The 11,907-nt window shown below is 75.0% G+C and carries 12 protein-coding genes and 2 tRNA genes; 7 read left to right on the top strand and 7 right to left on the bottom strand.

The genetic code is table 11. The features are described 5' to 3' along the window. On the bottom strand, nt 1-459 hold the full coding sequence (locus ACQFYA_RS12970) for a VOC family protein (protein ID WP_499124770.1): 459 nt from the start codon (nt 457-459) through the stop codon (nt 1-3). Nucleotides 460-550: 91 nt separating this feature from the next. Here ACQFYA_RS12970 and ACQFYA_RS12965 point away from each other — a divergent pair, with 91 nt between their 5' ends. After that, nucleotides 551-1,471 carry a helix-turn-helix domain-containing protein gene (locus tag ACQFYA_RS12965; RefSeq protein WP_499124769.1) on the top strand — a complete coding sequence of 307 codons (921 nt, stop codon included), beginning with the start codon at nt 551-553 and terminating at the stop codon, nt 1,469-1,471. Nucleotides 1,472-1,480: 9 nt separating this feature from the next. After that, nucleotides 1,481-3,424 (top strand): DNA primase, encoded by a 1,944-nt coding sequence (gene dnaG, locus ACQFYA_RS12960; protein ID WP_499124766.1) that lies wholly within the window; start codon nt 1,481-1,483, stop codon nt 3,422-3,424. 37 nt (nt 3,425-3,461) lie between these two features. Here the strand turns inward: dnaG and ACQFYA_RS12955 are convergent, their stop codons facing one another. Together ACQFYA_RS12955 and ACQFYA_RS12950 are read right to left on the bottom strand one after the other, a co-directional pair. Continuing rightward, nucleotides 3,462-4,001 carry a GNAT family N-acetyltransferase gene (locus tag ACQFYA_RS12955; RefSeq protein WP_499124764.1) on the bottom strand — a complete coding sequence of 180 codons (540 nt, stop codon included), beginning with the start codon at nt 3,999-4,001 and terminating at the stop codon, nt 3,462-3,464. A gap of 24 nt (nt 4,002-4,025) precedes the next feature. Continuing rightward, nucleotides 4,026-5,480 carry an MDR family MFS transporter gene (locus ACQFYA_RS12950; RefSeq protein WP_499124762.1) on the bottom strand — a complete coding sequence of 485 codons (1,455 nt, stop codon included), beginning with the start codon at nt 5,478-5,480 and terminating at the stop codon, nt 4,026-4,028. A 117-nt stretch (nt 5,481-5,597) separates the two neighbouring features. Between ACQFYA_RS12950 and ACQFYA_RS12945 the strand changes: the two genes are divergently transcribed. Next, nucleotides 5,598-6,581 (top strand): nucleoside hydrolase, encoded by a 984-nt coding sequence (locus ACQFYA_RS12945; RefSeq protein WP_499124760.1) that lies wholly within the window; start codon nt 5,598-5,600, stop codon nt 6,579-6,581. Between the two features lie 55 nt (nt 6,582-6,636). Next, nucleotides 6,637-7,584 carry a ribokinase gene (locus ACQFYA_RS12940; protein ID WP_499124758.1) on the top strand — a complete coding sequence of 316 codons (948 nt, stop codon included), beginning with the start codon at nt 6,637-6,639 and terminating at the stop codon, nt 7,582-7,584. A gap of 74 nt (nt 7,585-7,658) precedes the next feature. Here ACQFYA_RS12940 and ACQFYA_RS12935 read toward each other — a convergent pair. Together ACQFYA_RS12935 and ACQFYA_RS12930 are read right to left on the bottom strand one after the other, a co-directional pair. After that, a tRNA-Asn gene (locus ACQFYA_RS12935) sits at nt 7,659-7,731 on the bottom strand. Nucleotides 7,732-7,783: 52 nt separating this feature from the next. Further along, complete coding sequence (locus ACQFYA_RS12930; protein WP_499124757.1) at nt 7,784-8,299, bottom strand: hypothetical protein; 516 nt, start codon at nt 8,297-8,299, stop codon at nt 7,784-7,786. A 100-nt stretch (nt 8,300-8,399) separates the two neighbouring features. Here ACQFYA_RS12930 and ACQFYA_RS12925 point away from each other — a divergent pair, with 100 nt between their 5' ends. Further along, on the top strand, nt 8,400-9,242 hold the full coding sequence (locus ACQFYA_RS12925; RefSeq protein WP_499124755.1) for a hypothetical protein: 843 nt from the start codon (nt 8,400-8,402) through the stop codon (nt 9,240-9,242). Between the two features lie 46 nt (nt 9,243-9,288). Here the strand turns inward: ACQFYA_RS12925 and ACQFYA_RS12920 are convergent. Together ACQFYA_RS12920 and ACQFYA_RS12915 are read right to left on the bottom strand one after the other, a co-directional pair. Continuing rightward, a tRNA-Ile gene (locus tag ACQFYA_RS12920) sits at nt 9,289-9,362 on the bottom strand. A gap of 69 nt (nt 9,363-9,431) precedes the next feature. After that, nucleotides 9,432-10,610, bottom strand: a complete 1,179-nt coding sequence (locus ACQFYA_RS12915; RefSeq protein ID WP_499124754.1) for an acyltransferase family protein — start codon at nt 10,608-10,610, stop codon at nt 9,432-9,434. A gap of 81 nt (nt 10,611-10,691) precedes the next feature. Here ACQFYA_RS12915 and def point away from each other — a divergent pair, with 81 nt between their 5' ends. Both def and ACQFYA_RS12905 read left to right on the top strand, forming a co-directional pair. Continuing rightward, nucleotides 10,692-11,177 carry a peptide deformylase gene (gene def / locus ACQFYA_RS12910; RefSeq protein WP_499124752.1) on the top strand — a complete coding sequence of 162 codons (486 nt, stop codon included), beginning with the start codon at nt 10,692-10,694 and terminating at the stop codon, nt 11,175-11,177. Between the two features lie 160 nt (nt 11,178-11,337). Next, entirely contained in the window at nt 11,338-11,838 is a 501-nt protein-coding gene (locus ACQFYA_RS12905) for a DUF3145 domain-containing protein (protein WP_499124749.1), read from the top strand. The last annotated feature ends 69 nt before the right edge of the window (nt 11,839-11,907 follow it).

Genomic DNA, 11,907 nt, shown 5'->3' with positions numbered 1-11,907 from the left:
TCAGGCCTGCTGGTCCGCCATCCACGCGTCGCTGGCGCGCTGCACGTCGGCGGGCGTGACGTGCTCGGCGACCTGCGCGAAGAACCAGCGGTGCCCGGCAGGGCAGCGCACGGCGGCCTGCCGGAACCCGGGGAACCAGTCGGCGGGATCCTGCGTGCTGGTGGCGCCGGCCGCGACGGCGCGGGCGTGCGCGGCGTCGGCGTCGTCCACGTTCAGGGTGAACGAGCCGGTGGTCGGGCCGTCCGGCTCCGGCGCCGCGGCGCCCTCGGCGGGGAACGCGGCGGCCACCGTGAACGTCGACTCCCCGCGGGCCGTGCGGATCCGCAGGTCGGAGTGGACGATCGCGTCCCCGGCGGTGATGGTGTCGAGCAGCTCGGCCCCGAGGCCCGCGACGTAGAAGTCGATGGCGGCGCGCGGGTCGGCGACCGTGAGGTTCGGGTGCAGCGGTGACAGGTCCATGGTTCTCCTCCAACGTCCCTCCGGGCGGTCCCGGCGTCCGCTCCCCATGCTCGTGTCGGCGGGCGGGGGCAGTCTTGGAGGAATGCGACAGGTGTTCGAACCCGACGGGCCCCGACCCGCGCCGACGATGCCGACCGCGCCCACGGCCTCGACCTACGGCATCGTCGACCCGGCCGCGGCCGGGGGCGGGTTCGGGCTGGCGCGCCTCGACCCGGCACCGGACCTCGCGGACCTGGTGGAGCGGCACTGGGTGGTCCGGTGGGACCTGCCGCCCGGGGTCGAGTTCACGCAGACGGTGATCCCGCACCCGAACGCCAACGTCGTGGCGGAGGCCGACGGGTTCGCCGTGCACGGCATGCCTGGCGGCCTGTTCGCGCGGACCCTGCGCGGGTCCGGCGCCGTGCTCGGCACCAAGCTGCGGCCCGGCGCGCTGCGGGTGCTGCTCGACGACCCCGGTGCCGTGCGCCCCGGTCTCGTGGCGCCCGCCGCCGTCGTGCTCGCGGCCGTCCCGGGCGGACCCTCGGGGGCCGACGTCGAGGCGGCGGGCCGGAGGGCGGTCGCGGCCGTCCGCGCGGGGGACGACGCCGCGGCCGTCGCCGCCGTCACACCGGTGCTGCGGGCCGCGGCGGCGGGACGGCGCAGCCCCCGCTCCGCCGACGCCCTGGCCCGGGTCGCGCGGGTGCTCGTCGCGGTGGTCGGGGGAGACCTGGGCCCCGACGCGGGCGTCGGCGACCTCGCGGCGCTCGCGGGCACGACGCCGCGCTCCCTGCAGCGGCTCTTCGCCGCGTGGGTGGGGGTGAGCCCCAAGTGGGTGCTGCAGCGGCACCGCGTCCACCTCGCCGCCGACCTGATCGCCGCGGACCCGCGCCGCCCGCTCGCCGACGTGGCCGCCGTCGTCGGCTACTACGACCAGGCGCACCTCAGCACGGACTTCGCGCGCGCCCTGGGTGTGCCGCCCGCGGCGTACGCGCGGCGCTGCGCGCGCTCCGTCGGAGCCCTCGCGCGGGCCTAGACTGCGCACGTGGCAGGGCTGATCAAGCGGGAGGACGTCGAGGCGGTCCGCGAGCGCGCGCGGATCGAGGAGATCGTCTCGGCGCACGTCACGCTCAAGCCGGCCGGCGTCGGTTCCCTCAAGGGCCTGTGCCCCTTCCACGACGAGCGTTCGCCGTCGTTCCACGTGCGCCCCGGCGTCGGCCGCTGGCACTGCTTCGGCTGCGGCGAGGGCGGCGACGCCATCTCCTTCGTGCAGAAGATCGACGGCATGGGCTTCACCGACGCCGTCGAGTACCTGGCGGACCGGGCAGGCGTGCAGCTGCGCTACGAGGACTCGCGCACGGGCGCCGCGGCGGACCGCGGGCGGCGCGAGGAGCCGGGCAAGCGGCAGCGCCTGATCGAGGCGCACAAGGTGGCCGCCGAGTTCTACGCCGAGCAGCTCTTCGGCCCCGGCGCGCAGGCCGGGCGCGCGTTCCTCGCGGAGCGCAGCTTCGACCGCGCGGACGCCGAGCACTTCGGCGTCGGCTACGCCCCCACGGGCTGGGACGCGCTGCTGCGCCACCTGCAGGGTCGCGGGTTCACCCAGGCCGAGCTGGTCGCGTCCGGGCTCGTCAGCCAGGGACAGAGGGGCATCTACGACCGGTTCCGCGGCCGCCTGGTGTGGCCGATCCGCGACGTCACGGGCGCGGTGATCGGCTTCGGCGCCCGTCGCCTGTACGACGACGATCAGGGTCCGAAGTACCTCAACACCCCCGAGACGTCCCTCTACAAGAAGTCCCAGGTGCTCTACGGCATCGACCTGGCGAAGAAGACGATCGCGCAGGGCAAGCGCGTGGTGATCGTCGAGGGGTACACCGACGTCATGGCGGCGCACCTGTCCGGCGTGGAGTCGGCGGTGGCCACCTGCGGCACCGCCTTCGGCGGCGACCACGCCAAGGTGGTGCGGCGCCTGCTCGGCGACACCACCGCCGGCGGCGGGCTGCAGCTCGCCTCGGGCGCGTCCCTCGGCGGCGAGGTGATCTTCACGTTCGACGGCGACGCCGCGGGGCAGAAGGCCGCCGTGCGCGCCTTCGGCGAGGACCAGCGGTTCCACGCCCAGACGTTCGTGGCGGTCGAGCAGGGCGGCATGGACCCGTGCGAGCTGCGGATGGCCCGCGGCCCGGAGGCGGTACGCGCCCTGGTGGACGGCCGGCAGCCGCTGTTCGAGTTCGTCATCCGCACCACGCTCGACACCTTCGACCTCGACACCGTCGAGGGCCGCGTCGGGGCGCTGCGCGCCGCCGCGCCGCTGGTGTCCGGCATCCGCGACCGGTCGATGCAGCTCGGGTACGCGCGCTCGCTCGCGCGGTGGATCGGCATCGACACGGAGGACGTGCGGCGGGAGGTGGCGCGCGCCGCCTCGGCGCCGTCGCGGGCGCGGCAGCCGGAGCAGGACCGTCGCCGCGACGCGCGGGGCGAGCCGGAGGCGACGCCCGCGGTCCCCGTCCTCGCGGCGCCCGACCCGCGCGACCCGGTGGCGCGGCTGGAGCGCCAGGCGCTGATCGTCGTGCTGCAGTACCCGCAGCACGTGCCCGCGTCGTTCGACGAGCTGGGCGAGGACGCGTTCGGGGTGCCCGCGTGGCGGGCGGTGCACGACGCGATCCGTGCCGCGGGCGGCGTCGCCGCCGGCCGCGACGTCGGCGGCGGCCGGTGGGTGGAGGCCGTGGTGGAGGAGGCCCCCGAGATGGTGGCGCCGCTGGTCACGGAGCTCGCGGTCGCGCCGGTGCCCGAGGACCGCGAGTCGGTCATCGGGGCGTACGTGGCGGACGTCGTGCGCGCTCTCGTGGATCTCGGCCTGACCCGCCGCATCGCCCACGCGAAGAGCCGCCTGCAGCGCCTGGACCAGGAGAAGGACCCGGCCGCCTACCAGCAGGCGTTCACCGACCTGCTCGCCATCGAGCAGCAGCGCCGCACGCTGCGCGACGGCGGCTGAGCACGCTCCCGGGCAGCCGCAGCGGTGCCCGGCGGCGTCACAGGGGCATGGTCAGGTACAGCGAGTCCCCGTGGACCTCGTCCCGGTCCACGCGCCCGGACGCGACGAACCCCAGCTTCGCCAGCACCCGGAGCGACGCGACGTTCCAGTCGCGGACCGTGGCCCACAGCCGCCGGTAGCCCGACTCCCGCGCCCAGCCCAGCACCGCCGCCCCGGCCTCGGTCGCGTACCCCTGCCCCCAGGTCCGGCGCAGCAGCTCGTACGCCAGCTCGGGCTCGTCGGGCGGCAGGTCCGTGCCGGCGACGAGCCCGCAGTACCCGACGACGTCCCCGGCCCCCTTGCGCTCCGCCGCCAGCAGCCCGAGCGTAGGCGGCCGGGAGCCGCTGCGGATCCAGTCCTCGACGTCCGCGAGGGTGGGGCGGCCGTCGGCGTCGATCCGGCGGCGCGGGGGGACGCGCGGGTCGCGCTCGGTCCACAGCTCGCGCTGGACGACGGCCTCGGGCACGCGCCACGGGCGCAGCAGCAGCCGGTCGGTCTCCAGCACGATCTGCGGCCCGTGCGCCGAGATGAGTCCCATGGCGGCGACCCTACGGGTGGCCGCTCAGGCCGGGGCGGCGCCCGCCGTCTGCGCGCGGCGCTCGCGCGCCTCCTCCAGGTCGGTGGGCATGAACGTGGCGAGCACGACCAGCACCGCTGCGACGGCGACCAGCAGGGCGAACACGAGGTGGATCGCGGACATCAGGCCGGGGCCCTCCGGGGTGCCGTCCGCGCCGACGGTGGTGCGCGCGTTGACGATCGCGCCGCAGACCGCCACGCCGACGGCCGAGCCGAGCGACCGGGCGAACATGTTCGTGCCGGTGACGGCGCCGCGCTCGGCGAAGGACGCCTGCGACTGGGCGGCGATGAGCGTCGGCACCGCGGTGAGGCCCATGCCCGCCCCGATGACGAAGCACGCGCCCGCGACGGCGAGCACGGACGACCCGGAGCCCAGCAGCAGCGTGAGCGCCGTCCCGACGACGACGAGCGTCGTGCCGATCACGGCAGTGAGGCGGAAGCCGATCCGCAGGTAGAAGCGCCCGGCGTTCGAGGCCGACAGGGGCCAGCCGATCGTCATGGCGGCCAGGGCGAACCCCGCGACGAGCGGGCCGGTGCCGAGCACGCCCTGCGCGTAGATCGGCACATAGGTGGACAGCGCCAGGACGACGACCCCCACGAGCAGGGAGACGGCGGTCGAGACGCCGACGACCCGGCGGCGCAGGATGGCGAGGTCCACGATCGGGTGCCGCGCGCGGCGCGCCTGCACGACGAACGCGACGAGCAGCAGCACCGCGACGGCGAAGACCACCACCGACGGCAGCGAGCCCCACGCCCAGCGGGTGCCGCCCTCGAGCAGGCCGAGCAGCAGCAGCGTGCTGCCCCCCGCGAGGAGCGCGGCGCCGAGGTAGTCGATCGGTTCGCGGGCGCCCTCGCGCGCGGGCTCGTGGTAGCGGCGGGCGAGCATCCAGGCGGCGAGCAGGCAGAGGGGGATGTTGACGAGGAAGATCCATCGCCAGCTCGTGAACTGCGAGAACACGCCGCCCAGGGTGGGGCCGACGACGGCGGAGATCGCCCAGACCGACGCGAGGTAGCCCTGGGTCTTGGCCCGCTCCTCCAGGGTGTAGATGTCGGCCGCGATCGTCATCGACACGGGCATCACGGCGCCGGCGCCGAGGCCCTGGAGCACGCGCCCGGCGATGAGCACGCCCATGGTCGGGGCGAGGCCTGCGACCAGGGAACCGGCGAAGAAGAGCCCGACGCCGACGAGCATCAGGCGCTTGCGCCCGAGGACGTCGGCCAGGCGGCCGAACACCGGCGTGCTCACGGCCTGGGCGAGCAGGTAGGTGGAGAACAGCCAGGGGAGCTGGTCGAAGCCGCCGAGCTCGCGGGCGATCGTCGCCGACGCCGTGGCGATGATCGTGGCGTCGAGCGCGACCAGCGCCGTCGCGAGCATCAGGGACAGCAGGATGGGGCCGCGCTCGGAGCGCAGGCCGACGGAGGCACGACCGGTCGAGGGCACGTCTGGCACAAGCCCGGCGCCCGCGGCATGTATTCCCGCCACCCCGGTCCGGTGGCCGCGACGGCGCGGCTCGTGCGCGACACTGGACCCCGCCGCCCACCACCCGAAGGACCCTCTGTGACCGAGCGCTCTGCCACCACGCCGTCCCTGCCCGCCGCGCCGCTGTACCTCGACTGCGACACGGGGGTCGACGACTCGCTCGCCCTCGCATACCTGCTCGCCTCGCCGGAGGTGGACCTGGTCGGCGTCGGCAGCGTCAGCGGCAACATCGACGCCCGCCAGGGCGCGGTGAACACCCTCGACCTGCTGGCGCTCGCGGGCCGGGACGACGTGCCCGTCGCCGTGGGCGCGCACGACCCGCTCGCGGGCACCTACGCCGGCGGGGCGCCGCACGTCCACGGACGCAACGGGGTGGGCGACGTCGCCCTCCCGCCGTCGGGCCGCGAGCCCGTGGCGGAGTCCGCGGTGGAGCTGCTGCTCCGGCTGTCGCACGAGCACGCCGGCGGGCTGCGGGTGGTCGCGGTCGGGCCCCTCACCAACCTCGCGCTCGCCCTCCGCGAGGACCCGTCCCTCCCGGCGCGGGTGCACGACGTGACGATCATGGGCGGCGCCGCCCTGCACCCGGGCAACGTGTCGCCGGTCGCGGAGGCGAACATCGCCAACGACCCCGAGTCGGCCGCGGAGGTGCTGTCGGCCGACTGGGACGTCGTGCTCGTGCCGCTCGACGTGACGATGGCGAACCTCCTCGAGGAGACCGACCGCAAGGCGCTGCTCGAGGCGGGCACCGCGCTGGCCCCCTGGCTCGGCGAGGTGCTCGACCTGTACTTCGGCTTCCACGTGCCCGCGTACGGGCGCCGGTGCTCCGCGCTGCACGACCCGCTCGCGGCGGCGCTCGCGGTCGGTGGCGTGACCGCCACCCTGGCCCCGCGCGTGCCGGTCGTCGTCGACGCCACCCGCGGGCCCGGTCGCGGCCAGACGCTGTGCGACCTGCGGGGCCGGTACGCCGGGTACCCCGACGTCCCGGGTGCCCGCACCCGCGTCGTCCTCGCGACGGACGCGCCGCTGGCCCCGCACCTGGTCGAGCGCCTGCGCGGCCTCTGACCGCCGCCCGTCACCCGCCCGCCGCCCACAGCCCGCCAGACCCGACGGAGAGACCATGACCGACAGCCCGCCCGACCTCCCGCCGTCCGTCGTCGTGGTCGGCTCCGCCAACGCCGACCTGCTGGCGCGGACCGCCGTGCACCCGGCGCCGGGGGAGACCGTGCTCGGCCGCGACCTGGCCGTGCTGCCGGGCGGCAAGGGCGCCAACCAGGCGGTGGCGGCCGCGCGTCTGGGGGCGCGGGTCGCGTTCGTCGGCGCGGTCGGCGACGACGAGTTCGCCCACGCGGCGACCTCGGGGCTGCGCGACGCCGGGGTGGACCTCGCACGGCTCGTCACCGTGGAGGGCAGCACGGGCGTCGCGGTCGTGACGGTCGCGGCGGACGGCGAGAACTCGATCGTCGTGATCCCGGGGGCGAACGCGGCCGTCGACGCCGGGTTCGTCGGCCGGCACGCCGACCTCCTCGCCGGCGCAGCGGTCGTCGTGCTGCAGGGCGAGATCCCCCGGGACGGGGTCGAGGCGGCGGCCGGGCTCGCCGGCGGACGGGTGGTGGTCAATCTCGCGCCCGTGATCGACGTCGACCCCGCGGTGCTGCGCCGCGCCGACCCGCTGGTGGTCAACGAGCACGAGGCGCACGGCGCGCTCGGCCTCCTCGAGCCCGGCGACGGCGCGGCCGGCCGCGCCGTCGCCGACGAGGAGGTCGTCGCGCGGCTGCGGGCGCTCGGGGTGCCGTCCGTCGTGCTGACCCGCGGCCCGCAGGGCGCGCTGGTCTCCGTGGCCGGCGCCGACGGTGCCGGGGAGGTCGTCTCCGTGCCCGCGCCGCGGGTGGATGCGGTCGACACCACGGGCGCGGGCGACGCGTTCGTCGGCGCCCTGGCCGCGGAGCTCGCACGGGGGAGCGACCTGGCCGGCGCAGCCCGGCTCGCCGCGCGCGTCGGAGCGTTCGCCGTCCGTGGGGCCGGTGCGCAGCCGTCCTACCCGTGGGCGGGCGACGAGCTGCCCTGACCGCACGCAGGCGCGTCCGCACCACGACGAAGGCCCCTGTCCCGCGTCTGCAGGTCAGGGGCCTTTCTCGTGTGCTCCCGCGGTTGGACTTGAACCAACGACCGTCCGATTAACAGTCGGATGCTCTGCCAGCTGAGCTACGCGGGATCGCGTGGTCGTCCGGCCAGCGGCCTTCGAACCGGAAAGAACGATACCAGGCTCACACGGGTAGCCCGGACGCTCCCCGGACCCTGGACTCCGTGGCGTCCACCACACGGGCGACGGCAGGGTCGGCGAGGTCGACGCCCGGCCCGGCGACCGCCTGGGAGAAGAGCCGGCCGTCGGCCGTGCGCCGCACCGCGACCTTCACGTCGCCCCCGCCGGGCACCGCGACGGTCTCGGCGAGCACCACCGACCACTGGACGCGCTCGCGCAGGGCCTGGGGGAACGAGGTGCGCTCGGCGTCGACGAGCCGCAGCACGGTGTCGGGCGCGGCGTCGACCCACTCGACGGAGAGCTCGGACCTTTCGGGGTCGAACACCCCCCGGTCGACGTCGCACCACGGGCGGCGCGTCGCGACGTCCTGCGGGGCCGGGCCCACGACGACCAGGTCGGCGTTCGTCGCCACGGCCCAGCGGCCGTCGGCGAGCTCGGCCGCCGCGAGGATCCGCTCCCCGCGGGCCAGGGGGAGGGCGCGGCGCACGTCGTCGGGCAGAGGGGAGCGGCGGAACCACATGGCGCCACGGTAGCGGTGACGGTGGTGCCCCGGTGAAGGCACGGCATGATGTGCGGCATGCCGACACACCGGAGTGCCGTCCGCCGCAGAAGGAGGGTCCGTGACTGAGCTCGCGCGGCCGTGGTCGCCGCCGGCACCGCCCGAGCCGGCCCAGGTGACATGGCGTGACCTCGGCGGGTTGGTGGGGGTCGCCCTCGTGACGTACGCCGCGGTGCCGTTCGTGTCCTACGCCTTCGTGGGCGGGGCCTTCGGAGCCGACGGCGTCTACGCGCTGATGCTCGTCCCCGCTCTGGTTGCCGCCGTGCTGGGCGCGGCGCTCATGCGGAGGCGCGGCGGGCCCGGCAAGGCGTTCGGTGCGGCGGGGCCCCTCGTGGCGTTCGTCGTCTGTGGCGGTTACTTCCTCGCCACAGCGCGCGAACCCGTCGTGGCGATCGGGTTCGTCGCGCTGGCGGCGGGTCCGCTCGCCGCCGGGGTCGCTGCCCTGGCGCTGCCCGGCAGATGGGCGCTCGGAGGGGTCGTCGTCCTTGCTCTCGTCGCAGGCGGGTTCGTCGTGGCCCACCGGGCCGGGGAGTCGGAGCGGCTGGACGAGCGGCTCGACGGCCTCGTCCGCCCGTACGTCCTCGACGACCCGGACCTCGTGCTCTACGACGCGCACGTCGGAGCGGACACCGCCGACGTGGCGTACTCCGGACCGGGCTACTCCTACTCGGTGATCACCACCCGCCCCGGGGGGTCGTCCGACGGCGGCGACGCTCCCACGTGCCGGGCCGACGCCGGACGGCCGGCCGTGGTGGACGCACAGGTCCGGTGCGAGGCGACCGGCGTGCCCGACGGGTGGCACGTGTCCGTCACGGCCAACGGTGCGTCGGAGGCCGAGGTGGCGACGCTGGCGTCGCGGGTGGTCCCCATGTCCGACGACGACTTCCGCCGTTGGGCCCGCTGAGTCCGTACCCAGGTGGATGTCGTTGCCACCGCGACCCGGCACCGGGTGCCCCGTGCCGGACTTGAACCGGCGACCGATCGATTATGAGTCGACTGCTCTGACCAGCTGAGCTAACGGGGCGCGCGGCGAGCATACCGGCGCTGACGCGGGACATGGAGGCCAAACCATGGGCTCGCGCGTCCTGCAGGCCTACCGGGACGCGGCAGCCTCCGGCTCGGGCGGCTGAGCGCCGCGCGCCTCGAGCGGCGAGCGGCCGAGCGCGCGGCTCTTTCGCTCGAGGTCGCGATCCACCGCTCGGCGCAGGCGCGGACCGAACGGACGCTCGACGAAGCGGTGCACGAGGTAGGCGGCGGCGAGCATCACCACGGTGACGGCGGCGAACGTGACGGCCGCCGGCAGGTGCGGGCTGGTCTTGCCGATGAGCCACTGGCCCCACGACGAGTGCAGCAGGTACAGCGGGTAGGTCAGGGCACCCACCACCGTGAGCCACCGCCACGACAACCGGTCGAGACGCGTGAGCGCGACGAGGGCGACGAGCACGAAGCAGGTCACGATCGCGATCCAGTACGTCTGCGGGCCGACGGTCACGTCCGTGCTGGTGGCGATCCGCAGCGCCTGGCTGTGCCCGGAGATCACGCCCGCGAGGGCGACGTTGAGCCCCAGCACGAGCCAGAGCACGAGGGAGCGCCGCTCCTTGGTGAGCAGGTAGAGCACCATGCCGCCGGCGAACAGGGGCGCGTCGGTGCCCACGAGGACCGTGGACCACAGCGTGCTCTCCGACCGGACGGCGATGGCGGCCACGACGGGCCAGATCGCGGCGAACGCCACGATCCGGTTCCGCGTCATCCCGACGGCGAGGAGGATCGCCACGAGCACGTAGAACCGCAGCTCGGCCCAGAGGGTCCAGTAGACCGACTCGATGTCCTGGACCCCGAACGCGCGCTGCACCATCGTGAGGTTCGCGGCGGTCTCGGGGATGCCGACGGCCTTGGTCCCGGGCGCGACGACCACGAGCAGCAGGACGACGGCGGCGACCGACAACCAGTACGCGGGGAAGAGCCGGCCGACCCGGGACGCGGCGAACGACCGCACGTCGCGGCCCCACGCGGACATGAGGATGACGAACCCGCTGATCACGAAGAACAGCTGGACGCCGAACGAGCCGAAGGCGGCGACCGGCTGGAGGTTCGGGAACGAGTCCTCGGTACGGGCACCCCAGGCGGAGTGGTTGACCGCGACGTAGTGATAGGCGAGCACCGCCATCGCGGCCAGGAAACGGAGGCCGTCGAGCGCCGCGAGTCGCGGGCGTCCCGCGGCAGGCGCTACCCGCCGCGGGCTGGGGGCGGGCGGCGTTGTTGACTCAGTCATCCGTTGCAGCATCGTCCGGCACGTTATCAAACTGTGATAATCGGCGCCTGCACCTGTTCATGACGTGGGAGAATGCGGGCCATGGCGATGCGAGACATCCGGGTGCTGCCCGATCCCGTGCTGCGCACACCGTGCGACGAGATCACGACCGTCGACGACCGGGTCCGGTCCCTCGTGGAGGACCTGGTCGAGACCGTCGACGCCGAGGGGCGCGCGGGCCTCGCGGCCAACCAGATCGGCGTGAACCTCCGGGCCTTCTCCTGGAACGTGGACGACGAGATCGGGTACGTCCTCAACCCGCGGATCGTCGAGCTCTCCGACGAGACCCAGGACGGCGACGAGGGCTGCCTGTCCGTGCCGGGGCTCTGGTACCCGACGACCCGGGCCTGGTACGCGCGCGTGGTCGGCACCGACCTCGACGGCAACGAGGTCGAGGTCGAGGGCACGGGCCTCATGGCGCGGTGCCTGCAGCACGAGAGCGACCACCTGGACGGCAAGCTCTACCTGGACCGCCTCGAGCGCAGCGTGCGCAAGAAGGCCATGCGGGAGCTCCGCGAACGGCTCTGATGTGCTCAAGGACTGCTCAAGTCCGCGTTTCCTCTCGCACGGTCGCCCGCCATCGGGCAGGATGTGTCAAGACGACACACCGTCAGGAGCTCGCTGACCAGCAAGGCCTACCGGTTCGAGGACGTTGGGGAAGACGGACCTCGGAACCAGGGAGGACAACATGGCTGGTGCGATCACCCGCGGTGTGCTGTTCGTGCACTCGGCACCCCGTGCGCTCTGCCCTCACCTCGAGTGGGCGGCGGGCAACGTGCTCGGAGGGCGCGTGTCGCTGGACTGGACATCCCAGCCGGCGGGGCGCGGACTCTTCCGTGCCGAGTACTCGTGGCAGGGCGCCCAGGGAACGGGTGCCCGGTTGGCCTCTGCCCTGCGGGGCTGGGACCACCTGCGCTACGAGGTGACGGAGGAGGCGAGCCACGGCGCCGACGGCGCGCGCTGGTCGCACACCCCTGACCTCGGCATCTTCCACGCGATGACGGACGTGCACGGCAACGTCGTGGTGCCCGAGGACCGCGTGCGCGCCGCGATGGAGTCCGTCCACGACGGTCGCGGCGTGCGCGAGGCGCTCGACCTCGCCCTCGGCACCGCCTGGGACGACGAGCTCGAGCCCTTCCGCTACGCCGGCGCCGGCGCCCCCGTGCGCTGGCTGCACCGGGTCGGGTAGCCCCGCCCCGGTTCCGTCCTCCACGACGACGCCCCGCCCCGGCAGCTGCCGGGGCGGGGCGTCGTGGCG

Source organism: Promicromonospora sp. Marseille-Q5078, from assembly GCF_050315395.1.
Classification (GTDB): Bacteria; Actinomycetota; Actinomycetes; order Actinomycetales; family Cellulomonadaceae; genus Isoptericola.
This window is presented reverse-complemented; position numbering and strand designations above follow the sequence as displayed.